This window comes from Paenibacillus terrae (assembly GCF_005217525.1).
GTDB lineage: Bacteria > Bacillota > Bacilli > Paenibacillales > Paenibacillaceae > Paenibacillus > Paenibacillus terrae_C.
In genome coordinates this window covers 16255-34621 of the sequence record NZ_PNXQ01000018.1, presented here as the reverse complement: position 1 = coordinate 34621, position 18367 = coordinate 16255, and the positions used below count along the sequence as shown (strand labels likewise).

Genomic DNA, 18367 nt, shown 5'->3' with positions numbered 1-18367 from the left:
AGCGTGACGTCCGCCAAGCTGTCCGCTCACTCGGTCCAGCCGTGGCACATTACGGACGAAGCGGTGCAAGGAAACCATCTGGCAGAGGAAGTCATCCATTCGGACCATTTGGCCCCTGAAGCTGTCACCTCTGCCCATTTGCAGGCTTCGGCAGTGCTGACCCGGCATATCGCGCCGGGGAGTGTGTCCGTTCACGCGCTCCAGGCGGGGTGCGTGACCGCAGAGAAGCTTGCACTTCGGGCGGTGCGTGCTTCGAATCTGGCAGAAGCCAGCGTAAGCTCCGTACATCTGACGGAACAAGCGGTACACCCCCTACATCTGGCTGATGGGGCGGTACAAGAATCTGCGCTGGCAGAGGGCGCGGTTCAGTCAAAGCATATCGGACTGGATTCCGTCCAGTCGGAGCATCTGCAAGCAGGGGCCATCCAGCAACAGCATGTAGGCTGGCAGGCGGTGTCGGAGGATGCCTTGCAGGAAGGATCCGTTACGTCCAGCAAGATCGCGAATGGAGCGGTACAGTCCTGGCATATGGCTGAGGAGTCCATTGAAGGCCAACACATTGGGGAGGAAGTTATTGATACGTCCCACCTGAAGCCAGGGGCGGTGACACTGGCTCAGCTATCCACAGATATTCACCTCTCGGGGCTTTTGCCAGAGGAAGGCATCAGTGGCGACAGACTCCAGGCGGAGAGTGTATCCCGCAGTCATCTGAAAGCACAGGCTGTCGATAGTGAGATACTGAGCCCCGAAGCTGTGGGACCAGAGCATTTACAGGTCGCTGCGGTACAAAGCCATCACTTGGCGGAGCAAAGTGTCGAAGGGCATCATCTGGTGGAAGGCTCCATAGGCTCACGTGAGCTGGAGCTGAATGCCGTGAAGCCGGAGCATTTGAGCATCAACCCGGTCCGTACCTGTGCCAATCAGTCGGCATTGCAACAGTTTGGCAGAGCGCCGTTTCTTTTGAAGGGCAGTGAAGGAGAGACGGAGGTTACCATTGTATTCGCAGAGCCTTTTATGAATCCAGACTATACGCTGGTAGCGATGACGAACCATCCTCTCTTTCATGCGACGCTGAAATCGCAAACGCCGGATGGAGCTGTGATCGTCGTAACCAAGTGGAACGAAACCTCGCATAATTACGGCATTGTTTCCTGGATTGCCATCGGTTAGTGAAGGCGATTGTTATAGCGTGTAGCTCGTGTGTTTTCAAGATACAGAGCTGCACGCTTTTTCATATACTTTTCACATATTTGCTCCACAATTATCCCGAATTCTCCTGATAAGCTAAAGATACTTTAAAGGAGAGGTGATACAATCATGAAAAAATGGACTAAAAATGTAGCAGCCGTATTGACCGTAGTAAGCGTATTGGGAGGAGCAAGCAGTGCATTCGCCGCTACAGCAACTCCAGCCACATCAACTGCACCAGCAATGAAAGCATCGGCGGTCGCAACCCCGGCTACTAAAGCACCTGCTGTAAAAGCACCTGTGACAAAAACACCTGTGGTGAAAGCACCTGTTAAAAAATCTGCAACAGTTCATAAAGCAACAACTAAAGCAAAGAAAGCTCCTGCTAAAGCAAAGAAAGCTTCTGCCAAAAAAGCAGTTTCCAAAAAAGTAGCCCACAAAGCAAAAGCAGTAAAAGCGAAGCATCGTACCGTTAAACATCATGTGAAAAAGCATCATGCTGTAAAAACAAAAGCAACTGCCCACAAAACCGCTGCACGTCATGTTGTAGCTAAAAAAGTAGCCCACAAAGCTCCAGCAAAAGCTGTAGTAAAAACAGCTCCAAAAACAGCAGTGAAAACAGCTCCGAAAGCAGCGGCAAAAACAGTAACAACCAAGAAATAAGGTTGAAACGTAGTTAGTTTTCAGCTCGCCTGGCATATACAGCAGCGATTCATGATAAGAAAAGACGGGACCGGGAACGGTATACCCGTCTTTTGTCTATTTCGCCAGGCTTCTGTTAAGCTTATAGAGAGGATGCAAACATCCAGAACAACGGCAAGGGGTTATGGTCATGACAAAAATAGTAGTGGTGGATGACGACGTGTTCATTTTGCAATTAATATCGGAGTATTTAAAAAAAGAATCCTACGAGGTAACCTCCTTCTCCAGCGGCAAGACCCTGGTAGAGCATATTCGTACCGATCATCCGGATTGTCTCGTTCTCGATATCATGATGCCCGGAATTGATGGGCTATCCCTGTTGACTCAATTGCGGGAATTTACGGAAATGCCGATTATTATGATCTCCGCGCGAGGTGAAGAAAGTGATCGTATTCACGGGCTGGAGCTGGGCTGCAGTGATTTTCTAACCAAGCCCTTTAATCCACGGGAGTTGGTTGGGAGGGTCAAAGCGATGCTGCGATTGAGCAAGGTCGGAATGTCTGCATCGGATGATAAGAGACCCGCAGGAAGCGCAGAAGTATGCCGTGCGGGCAACCTGTGTATTTTTTCAGATTTTCGTAAGGTCACGGTGGATGGACAAGAGCTGAATTTGACCTCACGTGAATTTGATCTGCTGCTGTTTCTTTCGAATCATTTGGAAAGACCTTTTGGCAGGGAGCATTTGATTCAGCAGGTATGGAGCTATGATTTTATAGGTGATGTGAGGGTCGTGGACGATCTGGTCAAACGGATTCGTAAAAAGCTGGCGGAATACCACTCTACACTCGTTATTAATACCGTTTGGGGCTTCGGATATAAAGCAACGGTTCAGGAGCAATAGCCATGCGAACGATGAGAGCTAAAATACTGCTGTCTCTATCCGTCGCAATGCTCATTACCGTCTGTATTACGGTGATTTTGTTCATCAGACTTATCGACGATCTTCTTGTAAATCAGGCTAAATCCAAGCTTCATGAACAGGCACGCAAAGCCGTCCATATTATGAGCGACGGAGGCTTTGACCGACTGGATAAAGCTGAATTGAACTATGTTATCAAAGGTGTGCTTTTGTCTGCCGATTATTTTATTTTAAGCACGGATAACCGCATCATCGACTCCAGCATCTCTGGAATGGATGGCAAGAAGATCGAGCGTATGCTTTTAATCCGCCAGGGTTTTTTTGCATCCGTTCATCCGTCTGCCCATGATCTGGCTGCTGTACATGAAGGCGTTGCTGTGCTTCAGGGTAAAAAGATACTGTTTACAAATGAAGAATTGCCAGGACAACCTTTTCGTATTTTTGTATACTCGCCTTTGTCTTCTTTAAGAGCGCTGTATGTCCCATTAATGAAAACCACCATACTGTCGATCGTGGCAAGCTTTTTGGTGATTCTCGTCATTGGGCTGATGGTCGTTTCACGACTGGTACGCCCTCTCAAGAGATTGAAGGAGGCTGTAGGCAACTACGAGCCGAATCAACCACAGGATAGTGATTTTCCGCAAGCAGACAAAAGCGAGATTGGCGAGCTGATCGGTACCTTTCACTCCATGTCCACCCGTATACAACAGCATCACAACGGTCAAATTGAATTTTTGCAAAATGTGTCTCACGAGCTAAAGACACCGTTAATGTCCATTCAAGGATACGTTTACGCCATTCAGGATCAGGTGGTGCCCCAGGATGAGGGGCTTAGTATCATTAAAGTGCAGTCCCAACGATTAATTGATATGGTGGAAAAACTGCTTCAGCTATCGAGGCTGGAGGCGTTGAATGAGGAATGGCCTGTCTCTCTGATTGATCTTAGAAGCATGGCAGAGGACGCTGTCCATTTGTTGATGCCGGTGGCTGCCGAACGCTCGATCTCGCTTCGCGTGGAGGGGGAGGGCCTGCATGTGGCTGTTCCGGCCGAGCAATTATTCCGTATAATGCTGAATTTGTTGCAAAATGCGGTTCGACATACCTCTACGGAGGTTGTCATCCATTTGGAGGCGGGAACGACACCGGAGGTCGTATGGGTAATCCATGTGGATGACGACGGAGAAGGTTTAACTGAAGAAGAGGCGGCGGAGGTGTTTGGACGATTCTATACCGGCTCAAACGGTGTTACAGGTCTGGGATTAGCTATTTGCCGCCAAATTGCCTCCCGGCTGAACGGAGAACTGATCTGCACACGCTCGCCATTGGGTGGAGCGCGGTTCAGTTATATACAACGCATGTTATAAATGAGTGCAAAAAATGGTTAAAAATGATTGTTTTTTTGGATAAACATCCCGTATATATAACATAATATGATAGGTTTTAGGTATTATTGCAGATATAGCTTGACTGGCGGGTACTAAACTGAGTAAAATTAATCGTATATACCTTGACTCTTGAACGTCGTTTTTTTAGATAGTGGTCAATAATAGTGGTTAATAATGAATGAAAGAGTGATGAGATGAACCGCCTTTTGGAAGTGAAGGACTTAACGATATCTTTCAAGACCCGCCAGGGACTAGTGCAGGCCATTCGTGGCGTAAACTTTCATGTTAATAAAGGAGAGACGCTGGCGATCGTGGGCGAATCCGGCTCAGGCAAAAGTGTAACCTCACAGGCTGTAATGAAGCTGATTCCGACCCCTCCCGGTATTTATCAGAAGGGTCAAATTATTTTTGACGGACAAGAGCTGATTCATAAAACGGAAAAGCAGATGCAGAAAATTCGTGGTAAGGAAATCGGACTGATTTCTCAGGACCCGATGACCTCGCTTAATCCGACGATGAAAGTCGGCAAGCAGATCACGGAAGTGCTTTTCAAGCATGAAAAAATATCCAAGGACGCTGCTCACAAACGTGGTATTGAGCTGCTTAATCTGGTAGGTATTCCACATCCAGAGCAACGATTTAACCAATATCCGCATGAGTTCAGTGGTGGTATGCGTCAACGTGTCGTTATCGCGATGGCATTGGCCGCCAATCCCAAGCTCCTGATTGCCGATGAACCGACGACTGCACTGGATGTAACGATTCAAGCTCAAATTTTGGAATTGATGAAGGATCTTCAGAAGAAGATCGACACTTCCATTATCTTTATTACCCATGACCTCGGTGTTGTAGCGAAAATGGCGGATCGGGTTGCGGTTATGTATGCCGGACAAATTGTAGAAACGGGTACAGTTAATGAAGTTTTCTATAACCCGAAACATCCATATACATGGGGACTTCTCGCTTCCATGCCAAGCTTGGACAGCCACGGTCAGAAGCTGGCAGCGATTCCGGGTACCCCTCCTGATTTGCTTCATCCGCCTGTAGGGGATGCTTTTGCAGCCCGCAGTGCTTATGCGATGAAGATTGACTTTGAGAAAGAGCCTCCGCTCTTTCAATTATCCGACACACATTTTGTGAAATCATGGTTACTGCATCCGGATGCGCCTGCGGTTGAGCCGCCAGAAGCGGTAAAAGCCAAGCTTCGCAAGCTGGATAATGCATTTGAAAAGCCGGTTTTGGTAGAACAATACGGCGGTTAATGTGTAATATAGTTTGTAAATAAACCGAGTTAAAATAAAAGAAGGGCTGTTCTCTCCGTGGAGGAATCTACGGTGGGAACAGCCTTTTTGGTGTGAAGCCCCAGGGTGTGAGAGCCTGGGGCTATTGGAGCTGGCGGGGCAGTTTTTTTACAGCTTGCCGGAACCGGCTTGGGAAGTGACTTCTGCCTTCACGCTGGCGGATGGAGAAATCTTATCGTTCAGCGATGGTTTCCAGCCTACAGAGGAGCTAAGGCCCGCGCTGGAGCCTGCATTTACGGCTTGTCCATTCAGGAGAGTGCCTGTGTCGGACAGGGCGGTGCCTCCAAAGACAGTTGCGATTTTAGCTGCGGACAAACCTGCAACGTCGATGACATTGTTTTCAGCAAAAATTTTGGAGGATTTACCTGCGCCCCAAATATACAGCGAAGGATATTCGGAGCGTTTTACATCACCTGTATAGTAATTGTTGTACAGATGGACTTGGCCATACCGCACGCGTGGGGTGCGTTGTACCGTGTTTTCATAATAATTGTGATGCAGGGTTACACGTAAAGCCCCTTCATCTGCTGTTTTGCTGTCGCTGTTGCCAATAATTGATGTTTTATCATGATCGTAAAAGTGATTGTAAGAAACAGTAACCAGATCGCCTTGGTTAATCACATCGAGAAGTCCATCATGATGCTGGTATTCTTGACCGTAAAAGGTGCCGTTTTGGCTATCGGGACGAGTTCCATCATTGAAGGTATTGTGGTCTACCCATACATGTGTGGCGCCATTAACTGTAATGGTGTCATATTCCGAATTCCAGTTGCCTGTACTACCGTCCGTTGGGTCCCACTGAGGGAAATAATCGTAGGCATCCTGAAACTCAATATTACGGATAATGACGTTGTCTGTCCCTTTTTTCAGTTGGAAGTTTGCTCCGTTAATGACGGCATCGCTACCCAGACCAACAATCGTTGTATTGGACGGAATATCAATGACGACACGACTGGCCTGATTTTTCTGTGAAGCTTTACGCGCGTCTTCCAATGTACCGGAAGGGACTTTTTTACCCCAGGTGGACGGGTCATACGCTTTGAGGTATGCGTCGAAATCATATTTAGGGTCCTTGTAATCGTTTAATCCCAACGGCTTGTTATTGTCATCCACGTTGGCATTGATCTTGCCTTTGACATAAATGATTTTAGGAGTTGTATTACTGCTTTTACCCAAAGCATCCACAAGTTGTTTGCGATTGGTTACGGTGAAAATATTGGAAGCTGTGGCTGCAGATCCGCCTGTTGTGCCTGTGGAAAAGGCTGCCCATCCGTTCTTGCTGCCGAGCACCTCCTTACCAATATCGCTTGCCGCATGAGCGGGTGTGCCAAGAGGAGCAAGGGTAGTGAACAGCAGAGCTGCTGCAATGCCGAGTGAAAATCTCTTTTTCATAAAGTTACCTCCGTATATTGGGTTATTGGAGTAGACGAACGAAGGGAGTCCCGGGTGCTCCTGTGGTTTCTACTTTTCTATCATACTTCGTGTTCCAGTATTTGTTAATATAATAAAAGTTACATACTAAAATATTTGTCGAAAATTTTATATAATACAACATACCCCTACTTTTTTTCATTAATATTGTAATTAGACTAATGAAAACGTTAACAATCACATGGAATGGAAATTGTATATATGAATATATGGAATTGTTTTTGTATTTTTTACTCGAAAATCATTAATTACCGTATTCGGAATTCTCATTTTCCATGGAATATTATTGGGAAATCAACAAGCTCCACACTATAATCCAAATTAGTAATTATTTCAAATTAAGCATGGTAACCACAACACTAGCAATAGGTCTTACACTAGGCCAATGGAGGAGAGCATGGATTAGCTGAAAATGTTAACGTTTTCAATATAACTCGTCCCCGCTATGACCGCCTCGGCAGCTTCCTCATCTACCCCATCGGACAAAATTCATTTTGCCAATAACCAGTAATATGTATTTAATTATGTGTGGGTGGGCAGAGTAGATTTTTGCAAAATCCTCAGGTACAATGCTTGTAATATAGCCGAAGAACGGAATGTTACTGCCATCGGATATGAAACTCTGGATACCGATTCCTCTGTGGCTTATCGCAAAGCCGGCAAGCTGGTAGGGGAATACTACATATTGGAACAAGATCGTTATCAGGTTGAGGTGTTGACGAATTTGGATAAGCTGCCCGCGACGGGTGCTGTTATTTATAATATCGTACCGAGCATTCAGGATTCCCCCGGATTTCCGGTGCGTTCCTTTGCTATTTTGCCTTAATCATAAACAAGGAAGGGCCGACGCAGATATGAATATCTGTGTTCGGCCTTTTTGAGTTAATAAGGGGAGTGTATAGCTATCCTCAAGTAGTAATAGTGACGGTAGGAGCAGAGATAGTAGGTTGAGTTGTGATAGTGGATGTGGTAGAGCTGAAACTTGCTATTTCGACGGTAACTGGAACACCTACTGATATGTCGGTTGTGTTAAGAACCAGACTTGCAGTTGTTAGAGTGGATAAGGAACTTTGCTGAAGTACGCCGTTAATATACACATTAAGAGTTTCAGCAGCCGTTACTGCCGGAAAAGCAACGATCGGAGCTCCAGAGTCATCTGTGAATTCTCCTGCAAGAATAGTTGTTACTGTTGCTCCGATATCCCCAGCTGTAACCGCGGCGAAGAAACGGGTCGTGCTTGGAGCGATAGTAGTTGTTATGACACCACCGCTTGCGACTGGAGCTGTAGAAACCGCTGTTATAACAGGTTTTACTATTGGCATGATTTTCAACTTCTTTCTGTTTGATGTGAACCATTTGCAGGTTCATAATCAGCAAATGATTTTGAACCTCTTTTTGAAACGGCATATGAACCTTTTTACTAATAATAGGGTGTAATGAAGGAAGCCCCATTTTCCTTTTCCGCCTTACATAAATATCATTTGCAATTTAGTTAGTTATCACTTACTATATGTTTATGAACAAGAAAACACATGTAGATAGCAAGAAGAAGGATATTATGCAAGCAGCTATGCGCTTATTTGCAACCAAAGGCATCGACGGCATTTCTGTCAAAGAAATCGGGGAGGCTGCCGGTGTGACGGATGCCGCGATTTATAAGCATTTTAAGAGCAAAGATGCGATGGCCTTGGAAGTATTCGGGCAGTATTGCAACAGCTACACTACGTTGATTGACTTCTATCGCAAGCAGAGCGGGAGCTTTATTAGCCGTTTTCATCAACTGGTGGACGAGGTGCTTGTGATGCACGATGAAGATCAGTATGGTCTGCTTCTATTATCACAGCATCATGAGCTGTATGTAGAAGCAAGCCAAAGCTCGAATGTCCGGCAGCCACTGGATGCATTAGTCGAATTTATTGAGCAGGGGATTCAACATGGAGAACTGCCCAAGCAGGATGCCCAGCTATCTGGTGTGCTCATTATTGGGGCCATTACACGCTTGTCCGTGTCCAGTCTGGAGGGTGAATTGCCCCAGCAGCTTATTCCGTTTGCAACGGAAGTCAAGGAACGTTTAACCGCTTTATTAAGTCAAGGTCAGTAGTGACCTTTTCTTTTTAAATATAAAGTTAGTGTTTTCTAACTAAAAAATAAAATATGAGAGTAGGAAGTGGCTCGAATGTCTAAAAAGATATTGGTTATTCAAGGAAATCCGGTCGCTGGCAGTTATGGAGAAGCGCTGGCTCAATCTTATGTAAAAGGAGCGGAAGCTGCGGGGGCAGAGGTGCGTTTATTGCAGTTGTCTGCGTTGGACTTTAATCCTAATTTACTCGGTGGTTATCGCAATAAATTGCCGCTGGAGCCGGATTTGATCATGGCTCAGGAATCCATTAAATGGGCAGAGCACCTGGTTTTCGTTTTTCCGATCTGGTGGGGGAGCTTGCCTGCATTAATGAAGGGTTTCATTGATCGTACTTTTATGCCGGGGTTTGCGTTTAAGTATCAAAAAGGGAAGTCGATGCCTGACAAGCTCCTAAAAGGCAGAACGGCTCGCCTCATTACTACGATGGACGGACCGGGCTGGTATTACCGATTTTTCCAGGGACAGCCTGTGCATCGGATGATGAAGGATTCCACGCTGCATTTATGCGGTGTCAAACCGGTGCGTTCTACTACCATTGATCTCATGAATAAATTATCAGATCAGCAGCGCAACGATGGGTTGAGCAAGGTCGAGCAGCTAGGAAGGAGCATGAGCTAGGTTTTCATGATGCCGGGATCAGCCTGATTCCATTGCTGGATTTAATGAATCAGTGGGGACAGGATCATCAAAAGCTGAGAGCTGCATCGGAGTAGATTGGTTAATTGAATAGGGTGTAGCCTAACAGCCTCTCTTTGAAGTTAAAGAGGGGCTGTTTTTGGTACGTCCGACAGGGCTACATCTGGGAAATGATCCGGCGAAAGTAACATTCTCCCCTTTGAATAGTTGAATTCCCTATCCCGTCCTGTTTTTCGTTCCCTCTATAATCAGATTAAAGATTCTAGGGGGGTATTCGATGAAACTGAAAAAAGTACACGCCTATGTGTTTGTATTCCCGAGCTTGTTTCTGACCCTTGTGTTTGGCATTTATCCTCTGCTTTGGGCACTTCGCTATATGTTCTATGATTATCAGGGCTTCGGGACGCCAGTTTTTATTGGCCTCGATAATTTTGCACGAGTTCTGCGCGACCATCAATTCTGGTCCTCCGTCGGAAATACCGGGATTTACGCTCTCGGCAAGCTGCTCATCACCATTCCAATGTCTCTGGTTTTGGCTATTATTTTGAATCGTAAGTTAAAAGGGCGTTCCTTGCTGCGGGCGATTTATTATGTGCCCACGATTTTCAGCGCCTCGGTGATGGCCATCGTCTTTTTTATTATCTTCAACTCCTACAACGGAATTTTGAACCAACTGTTGCTCAAGTATCACCTTGTCTCTGCCCCGATTAACTGGCTTGGTGCCGATCAAGCCATGCTGACCACCATTATCATCGCCATCTGGGGCGCTGTGGGCAACTACATGCTACTGTTCCTCGCTGGTCTTCAAGGCATTCCCAACGACCTTTACGAAGCGGCTTCGCTTGATGGCGCTAATGAGTTCCAGAAGCTTAGGTATGTGACGATTCCGATGCTGGGACCTGTTATGCAGATGATCATCATGCTGGCTATTACCATCTCTCTCAAGGGCTATGAGAGCATCATGGTGCTGACCGAAGGTGGCCCTTACGGAAAAACAGAGGTAATGTATCTGTATCTGTTCAAGCTGCTGTTTCCGGTGTCGGCTGAAAGCCAGTCACTCCAGCAATTGGGTTACGGTAGTGCGGTCGGTTTCACTACCGCGTTGCTTGTAGGGGGAGTTACGTTCATTTACTTCCGTATTTCCAAGAAGCTGAATGATATTTACTAGAAGCAGGCAGGAGGAAAACAGAATGAATCATACTCATACCAACCATACCTTATCCCCGAAGCTGGCACGCTGGACTGGCAAGACAGTGCTCTGGGTGTTCCTGCTCACGACGGCCATTCTAGCGATATTCCCGATTGTCATCGTGGTACTCGGCTCGTTCAAGACGAATCAGGAGCTGACGAGCAGTGCAACCATCTGGCCACAAAGCTGGCACTTTTCCAACTATGTCCAGGCCTGGGAAAACGCCCATTTCTCCCGCTTTACCCTGAACAGTATTTTTGTAAGCGTTGCTACGACAATCGGTATTCTGCTGGTCGCGTCCATGTCCGCCTATGCAGTGAGCCGGGTACATTTTATCGGCAAAAAGGCATACTCCCTGCTCATGGCATCTACTCTGTTTATCTCTATCGGGGCTGTGGTGCTGCGTCCGCAATTTGACTTGATGGTCATGCTTGGTCTGAACAAGACGCTGTGGGGCATCATCATTATACTGGTCAGCGCACATGCCACCTGTTATTTCATGCTGATAGGATTCTTCAGAGGTATTCCCAAGGATCTTGACGAGGCAGCGATGATTGACGGCTGCAACTTTTATTCGGTGTATTGGCGGATTGTGCTCCCGTTGCTGCGGCCTGCGCTTGCCGTTGCAGGGCTCTCAGCCTTCCAGGGCTCATGGAATGAGTATATTTTGCCACTGGTGTTCACGATGAGTAATCCGGAATTGCAGACGCTCCCAGTAGGATTGGCTAATCTTCGGTACGGTATCGGAGCCGCCGCGGAGGTTCAACTGATGATGGCTGGCGCCTGTCTATCCATTCTGCCGCTTCTGGTGGTCTATGTGTTCGCCAGTAAATCGTTTATGCAAGTTACCGCCGGTGCTGTCAAGGGGTAGAGTAACTTGGGTTCTATTGATACAATGGGCTTCAAGGAGTGGTGCCAATGAGTTTCAATTTCTACAAGCTTTCTTTGAAGAAAAGAATTCAACTGCTATTTATTTTCCTGGCCATATTGTGCATCAGCGTGACGGGTATCTGCTCCTATCTCTTTGCCGCTCGAAGCATCGAGCGCAATGCCTTGCAGCTTAAGCAGGGGATTTTGAATAAATCGGTGCAGGTGATGGATGAACATCTCAGGCATATTGTAGTTTCGTCTTATTCCTTTATGCTGAATGAAACGTTCAATCAGGTGATGAAGGATGTGCGTAACAATAACGCCGTCAACTATTATCAGAATCTGTCCCTGCTACAGACTTCGCTTGCCCAGTTGAAGCTGGTGGAACCCTTGATTGATACGGCTTATCTGAACACGCCAATAGGTGATTTCTTCTCCACCAAAGATTTTCCCGACCGGACGAAGCACTTTTCAGAGGAATATGGAGCCTATACGAAGCAGACAGGCTGGAATACCTTGTGGCTGGGAGCCCATCGCAATGAGCTGTTTCAATGGAAAGGTAATGTGCTATCGTTGCTGCTAAAACCGACTGTGCTGGACAATCATTATATTCCGAATGTATACATGGTTGTAAACATGAGAGAGCAAGCTATGCGGGCCATTCTGGAGCAGGATCTGATGAACAATCAGGTTCAGCTTTTTTTGCTACAAAAGGATGGAACGATGGTGATCCAGCCCGAAGCCCGGCAGTATGATTTTAATACAGAAGGGGAGTTTATCGACCATTTCAGCAGGGGAGGAGAAGGGGATTTCCATTATACGAATGCCAAGGGAGAGGAATTGTTGGTCAATTACAACACACTGTCCATGAATGAGGATTGGGTGATGGTCAGCATCCAGTCCAAGGCCGACCTGCTGTATCCGCTGAAGAAGATCCGCTGGCTGATCATTTTGATTATGCTGTTCTGCATTGTGCTCGCGCTTATCTTGTCCAATCTGTTGGCCTCCGCTTTATTGAAACCGCTTCATAAACTGCAAAGCTTGATGGCCGAGGTGGAATACAATGATCTGAATGTGCGGTTTAACAGCAGATATGAGGATGAGGTGAGCACTGTTGGTCATACATTTAACCGGATGCTGGATCAGATTCAGTTGCTAATTCAGGAGGTGCGGACTTCGGAGCAGGACAAGCGTAAATCTGAGGTTAAGGCGCTTCAGGCGCAGGTTGACCCTCATTTTTTGTATAACACGTTGAATACTATTTTTTGGAAAAGTGAGAGCGGTGAGAAAAAAGATGTCAGTGAGATGATTGTCTCCTTGTCGCTGTTGTTCCGGCTAGGACTGAACAACGGGAACGATATCACTACCTTGAAACAGGAAATTAAACATGTCGAACAGTATTTGCAATTGCAGCAAAAATGTTATGAGGACCTATTTACGTATTCGATTCATGTTGAAAATCTATCATATCTTTCCATTCCAATGCTGAAAATACTACTTCAGCCACTGGTGGAGAACTCCATCCTGCATGGGTTTCGAGACAAGGCCGCTCTTGGCAATATCTTCATCAAAGTGTACCGCCAAGGCGAGTTCCTGCTGCTACAAGTGACTGACAACGGCTGCGGAATGGATGCCGGGCAGATGGAAAAGGCTGTGTACGAGCATGATGCGGGCCGCAAGGGTTATGCGCTCTCCAACCTTCGCAGCAGGCTCAGCCTGCATTACGGAGAGTCGGCATCCATTACGTTCAGGAGTATTCCAGACATCGAGACGACCGTTACCATCACAATCCCGTTCATGTAGGAGGTCAGTATGGATCATTTGACGATGTGTGTTATGGATGATATTCAAGCCGTTGTAAAAGGAATCTCTGCGACCATTCCATGGTCGGATCACCATATTGAGGTTGTGGGTACCGCAGGTGATGGCGAGCGTGGTTGGACTCTTCTGCTGGAGAAGGATCCAGATATCGTCATCAGTGATATCCGGATGCCGAAGCTTAACGGTTTAGAGCTGATGAGGCGCGCTTATGACCAACGTTTACGTGCCAAGTTTATTTTTATTAGCGGTTATTCCGATTTTAGCTATGCTCACGAAGCGATTAAGCTTGGCGCTTCTGATTATTTGCTAAAACCGTTCACCTCGCCGGAAATTCTAGAAGCAGTCTTGAAAGTGAAAAAGGTGATCGAATCTGAACGGACCAAGTCGGAGCAGCTCAAGCAGTTGGAGCAAAAAATGGACGCCAGCCATTTACAGCTCCGCCAGGATTATTTAACCAGTCTGCTTCGGCAGGAAACAGGTGGACGCCTAAGCGATAGCCGTTGGAGCGATCTCAATATTAATCTGGATGCTGGTACACTAATGGTCATGGCCATCGAGATGGACTGCTATACGGAATATGGCTACACCCTGCATCTTGACGACAACGAAATCATTCCCTTCGCGATCAAAAATATTTTGGACGAGACGCTGAATTGCCATACCCGGGGTGTTGTGCTGCATGAGAGCAAGCAGCGGCTGGCAGCCATCTTTAATCCGCCAGATGAGATGGGAACTTCAGAGCTGCTGGAACTTTGCCGGGAGAATGTGGAGAAATTCAGCAAAAAAACCGTTTCGATTGGCCTGGGCACGATGGCCCGGGGACCGAAAGAAATCCATACAGCGTTTGTGCATGCCGCCAAAGCGCTGGCTTACCGTTTTTACAGCGAGGGCAATTGTGTATTCCGGTATACGGAACTGGCGCAGGAGGATTTTGCAGCTCCAGACTACCCTGTGGAGAAGGAAAAGGAATTGCTGTATGCGCTGAGATGCGGAAATAAAACGAGCTGTCACCTCATGATTGACGACATTTTCCATCAATGGACATTGTCCCACAAATTTCCGGAGCCACTGGCTATGATCCGCTTATTGTCAGGGCTCGCTTTCGCCATGTACCGGGCATTTTGTGATGAGATCACCGAGGAAGAACGCATCCAGTTGGAGGCTGACTTAACAGCGCTGGAGGAGAACCGTTCGTTGACCTTCGGCGGCTGGAAGAGCTATATCAATCATTTCAGCAGTAAGGGCTGTGAATTTGTGGAGAAAAAGCGGCTCAGGGATGTTACGCAAGCGATCCATCGGGCCAGGGAATACATCCGCCTGCATCTCCAGGAGAATTTAACGCTTCACAATTGCGCCCGGGCGGTTCATTTAAGCCCAAGTTATTTTGCAAACGCCTTCAAGAAGGAGACGGGCATGACCCTGATTCAATATATTACCAAGATGAGAATGGAAAGAGCGAAGGAACTGCTGATTGCAGGGGTGCAGGTGCAGGAAATTTCACTGATGCTCGGATATGAGGATCGTCCGTATTTCAGTGGCCTGTTTAAAAAGTATTGCGGCATGACGCCCACTAGTTTCAGGCAGATGTATTTGAAATGAAGAGGAAGCCGGGGACAATCATTTTTTCCCCCATACAAAGTTAAAATGTCCCTCACTCCCGTGAAAACGGAACCACTATGATTACGTTAACGGGTAACCGCAGAGGTTGTCTGGAAAAACAAAAGGGGGCATAACGATGGTTAAGAAGTGGATTATCCTAACATTGAGCGCAGTCCTGGCCTTGAGTCTGGGCGGCTGTTCATCGGACAGCGGCAATAATGACGCTCCGGCCGATTCCAAAGGAACTACGGGAGCGAAAACCAAAATCATTTACTGGACGCCTGACCGCCATGATGCCGATTTCATGAAAGCAAAGGTTGACAAGTTTAACCAGACGAATCGAGATAATATTGAAGTAGAAATGAACGTTATGGGTGACAATTATCCGCAGGCGGTAGACATCTCGTTTGCCAGCAAGCAGGCTCCGGACGTACTGCAAGTCAACGATTTCCAGACCTATTACAAGAAAGGCTATCTGGCCCCGATCAACTCCTATATGAGCGACGAGATGAAGGCGACCTTCAAAGACAGTCTGATCGAGAATAAGAACACCATCGACGGCAAGATATTTACCTTGCCCAACACCGGGCAAATCTGGAGACTGATTTATAATAAAGATATCTTTAAGAAAGCAGGCATCGCTACTCCTCCCAAAACACTGGCCGACATGGTGGTTGCGGCCAAAAAGATTACAGAGGTTGGCAAAAGCGAAGGTATTTACGGCTTTGCCAGCCCGTTCAAGAGCGGAAACGGCTTTTGGCGAGCAGCGAATACGATTGCAGGCGTAAGCAACAACACAGGCATCGACGGTTACAATTACAAAACAGGCCAGTTTGATTTTAGCATGTACAAGGAGATCGCTTTGGCGCTGCGGCAAATGAAAGAAGACGGCAGTATGCTGCCGGGAGTGGAGAATCTGGATATCGATCCGCTGCGCGCTCAATTTGCCCAAGGTAAAATCGGAATGTATATTAACCACTCGGCTGAACCTGGAGTGTACAAGGACCAGTTCCCGACCACTGAAAACTGGGGGGCGGTTCCTGTGCCGTCTATTGACGGAACCATTAAAGGGGCATCGCAAATTATCGGCGGTTCCTACATCGGTATCAGCGCCGATTCTGCCCATAAGGAAGCAGCATGGAAGTTTATGGAGTACGTGTACAGCAAGGAATTGCAAAGTGAATACTATGAAAAGGGCTATGGAATCTCCTTAATCCCGGCCGTGTTGAGCTCAGGCAAGAAGCCGAGTATTCCGGGCATTGAAGGATTCCTACCCAAACGGGTTGACGCCATTTATCCAGCTAATCCAAGTATAATTACAGAGAGCTCTCTGGAGGGAATGAAATGGGCAGAAGCCTTTAACGTATTTGTATTCACCGGCGGTGATGTGGACGCTATAATTAAGGATTTGGATACCAGGTATAACACATCTCTGGAAAAATTAAGAGCATCCGGCACTACCAATATTGTCGCTGATCCCAATTTTGATGCTGCCAAGCTACAGGGCAAATTGTCCACAGAAGAATAACCTGTGGCTGTCCCGCGGCCGATCCCCAAGCGGTTCGGCCGCGTATTTTATCTGAAAGGGGTAGGAAAGCATGATTATTGAAAATGGGGAAGCAAAAACGCATGTCATTGACGACAGCAGCTCCCGCAAAATCCTCGGTATGGGTGGAACACTGATGATGGTGGAGGTCACCTTTCGTAAGGGTGGAGTCGGAGTAATCCATTCTCACGATAAGCATGAGCAGGTCAGCTATATTGTAAAAGGAAGCTTCGAGGTTCGGGTCGGCGACGAGACGCGCATTCTCAAGGCAGGAGATAGCTTCTACGCGGGTTATAACGTTCTGCATGGCGTGAAGGCGCTGGAAGACTCCGTCATTCTGGATGTGTTCAATCCGTTCCGCGAAGATTTCCTTGAGGATCAGCAATGAACGACTATTACCTGTCGCAGCTTGAATTGCGCAGGACTGCGGCATATTATGCCCGTCATTTTCCCGGCGAAGCCGAAGCGTCGATTGCTATTGCCGATCATGCCGTGGTCAATGAATTTATCGTGCCTTACACCCATGACTTGAGCCGCTGGATTCTAATGGGTGATCCGGTGGACTGGCTGTATAATCCCTCCAAGGACCCGGAGTTCACCTGGGGAATGAATCGGCATTGGCATATGACGGATTTGGGCAAAGCATACCTGATGAATGGCAATACGCAGTACGTCTCTGCGTTTATCAACCATTATCGCGGTTGGCGGAAGCAGAACCCGGTTCCAGTCGATTCGTCCTATGAAGAAGCCGTTTTCTTCCAGAAGCTTGGTCCTTGGCGGCTGCTGGAAACCGGCTTGCGCGTGCAGTCCTGGATATCTGCCTACAAATATATGGAGGACAGCCCACTACTGACGGAATCGTTTCACGCCGAATTTTTACAGGGGCTGGAAGAACATGCGGAGTTCCTCACCCGGTATCTGGGCAGTACCGAAATTAATCATGCCATTATGCATATGCAAGGTCTGTTCATGATCGCCACATTCTATCATTGGCATCCGCGTGCGCCGTATTGGCGGCAGTTGGCGTCCGAGCGGCTGGAGCTTTGCCTGCTGCATCAGGTTGGCCCCGAAGGGGTGCAGATTGAGCTTACGACCCATTATCACAATGCCAGCATCGAAATGTTCGGCACCCCCTATTTACTGGGCCGGCTGTCCGGTTATCCCTTCTCGGAATGGTTCGGCGAGCAACTTCGCAAAATGACAGCATTCACGGAGGCGCTTATCCGGCCAGACCAACAATCTACCGGAGTCGGCGACTCCGACTGGGTTGGCGATGGGCGGCAGCGGTTGACGCTGTTGGGCGCGATTCTCGAAGATGACGAACTGATCTGCCGGGGGGCGGATAGTTCGGAAAGCCTGTGGCTGCTGGGAGCGGAGAAATACGAACGTTATATGCGGCTTCAGGCTGCTTACAAGCCTTCAACGGAGAGCCGGGCATTTCCACAGACCGGGTACTATGTGATGCGGGATGAGCAACAGTATTTGTTTTTTGATGCCGCCGCTATGGGCGGTGCGCATGGTCATGCCGATGCGCTGAATCTGGAATGGATGTGGAAGCAGCAGCTTTTTTTCACCGATACCGGACGATACACCTACGAAGAAGGGGAGTGGCGCCATTATTTCAAAAGCACGCGGGCGCATAATACGATCACGGTGGACGGTGAGGATCAGACGCCGTATGTGTCCACGCAGCAATGGGG

16 protein-coding genes and 1 pseudogene are annotated in these 18367 nt (G+C 47.6%); 15 read left to right on the top strand and 2 right to left on the bottom strand.

From position 1 onward, the window contains the following. The 5 genes from C1I60_RS26040 to C1I60_RS23535 all read left to right on the top strand — a co-directional run. Positions 1-1170 (top strand): WIAG-tail domain (locus C1I60_RS26040; protein ID WP_252361855.1); only part of this gene is annotated, 1170 nt, incomplete at its 5' end. A 147-nt stretch (positions 1171-1317) separates the two neighbouring features. Beyond that, complete coding sequence (locus C1I60_RS23550) at positions 1318-1851, top strand: hypothetical protein (protein WP_137063934.1); 534 nt, start codon at positions 1318-1320, stop codon at positions 1849-1851. Positions 1852-2020: 169 nt separating this feature from the next. Beyond that, entirely contained in the window at positions 2021-2731 is a 711-nt protein-coding gene (locus tag C1I60_RS23545) for a response regulator transcription factor (RefSeq protein ID WP_137063933.1), read from the top strand. A gap of 2 nt (positions 2732-2733) precedes the next feature. Continuing rightward, positions 2734-4113 (top strand): sensor histidine kinase, encoded by a 1380-nt coding sequence (locus C1I60_RS23540; RefSeq protein WP_137063932.1) that lies wholly within the window; start codon positions 2734-2736, stop codon positions 4111-4113. A 215-nt stretch (positions 4114-4328) separates the two neighbouring features. Then, positions 4329-5396, top strand: coding sequence for an ABC transporter ATP-binding protein (locus C1I60_RS23535; RefSeq protein WP_137063931.1), 1068 nt, complete (start codon positions 4329-4331; stop codon positions 5394-5396). A gap of 147 nt (positions 5397-5543) precedes the next feature. Here the strand turns inward: C1I60_RS23535 and C1I60_RS23530 are convergent, their stop codons facing one another. Then, positions 5544-6827 (bottom strand): pectate lyase family protein, encoded by a 1284-nt coding sequence (locus C1I60_RS23530; RefSeq protein ID WP_137063930.1) that lies wholly within the window; start codon positions 6825-6827, stop codon positions 5544-5546. A gap of 619 nt (positions 6828-7446) precedes the next feature. On the opposite strand from C1I60_RS23530, the pseudogene C1I60_RS23525 reads away from it, so the two are divergent. Beyond that, positions 7447-7692 (top strand): annotated as a pseudogene (locus C1I60_RS23525) (cyclase family protein); the annotation flags it as partial. Between the two features lie 82 nt (positions 7693-7774). Here C1I60_RS23525 and C1I60_RS23520 read toward each other — a convergent pair. After that, positions 7775-8188, bottom strand: a complete 414-nt coding sequence (locus C1I60_RS23520; protein WP_137064058.1) for a DUF4183 domain-containing protein — start codon at positions 8186-8188, stop codon at positions 7775-7777. A 194-nt stretch (positions 8189-8382) separates the two neighbouring features. Between C1I60_RS23520 and C1I60_RS23515 the strand changes: the two genes are divergently transcribed. The 9 genes from C1I60_RS23515 to C1I60_RS23475 form a co-directional block, all read left to right on the top strand. After that, positions 8383-8967 carry a TetR/AcrR family transcriptional regulator gene (locus tag C1I60_RS23515; RefSeq protein WP_137063929.1) on the top strand — a complete coding sequence of 195 codons (585 nt, stop codon included), beginning with the start codon at positions 8383-8385 and terminating at the stop codon, positions 8965-8967. Between the two features lie 75 nt (positions 8968-9042). Continuing rightward, a complete protein-coding gene (locus C1I60_RS23510) occupies positions 9043-9624 on the top strand; it encodes an NAD(P)H-dependent oxidoreductase (RefSeq protein WP_137063928.1) in 582 nt (193 codons plus the stop codon). A 295-nt stretch (positions 9625-9919) separates the two neighbouring features. Beyond that, positions 9920-10810 (top strand): carbohydrate ABC transporter permease, encoded by an 891-nt coding sequence (locus C1I60_RS23505; protein ID WP_137063927.1) that lies wholly within the window; start codon positions 9920-9922, stop codon positions 10808-10810. Positions 10811-10832: 22 nt separating this feature from the next. Further along, on the top strand, positions 10833-11702 hold the full coding sequence (locus tag C1I60_RS23500) for a carbohydrate ABC transporter permease (protein WP_137063926.1): 870 nt from the start codon (positions 10833-10835) through the stop codon (positions 11700-11702). A 47-nt stretch (positions 11703-11749) separates the two neighbouring features. Continuing rightward, positions 11750-13504, top strand: coding sequence for a sensor histidine kinase (locus C1I60_RS23495; protein ID WP_137063925.1), 1755 nt, complete (start codon positions 11750-11752; stop codon positions 13502-13504). 9 nt (positions 13505-13513) lie between these two features. After that, the gene (locus tag C1I60_RS23490) at positions 13514-15121 is read left to right on the top strand and encodes a helix-turn-helix domain-containing protein (RefSeq protein ID WP_137063924.1); all 1608 of its coding nucleotides are present in this window, start codon (positions 13514-13516) and stop codon (positions 15119-15121) included. Between the two features lie 136 nt (positions 15122-15257). Continuing rightward, the gene (locus C1I60_RS23485) at positions 15258-16649 is read left to right on the top strand and encodes an ABC transporter substrate-binding protein (protein WP_137063923.1); all 1392 of its coding nucleotides are present in this window, start codon (positions 15258-15260) and stop codon (positions 16647-16649) included. 70 nt (positions 16650-16719) lie between these two features. Continuing rightward, the gene (locus C1I60_RS23480; RefSeq protein ID WP_137063922.1) at positions 16720-17055 is read left to right on the top strand and encodes a cupin domain-containing protein; all 336 of its coding nucleotides are present in this window, start codon (positions 16720-16722) and stop codon (positions 17053-17055) included. After that, a partial coding sequence (locus C1I60_RS23475) for an alginate lyase family protein (protein ID WP_252361867.1) occupies positions 17052-18367 on the top strand: 1316 nt, incomplete at its 3' end. The genes C1I60_RS23480 and C1I60_RS23475, both read left to right, overlap by 4 nt.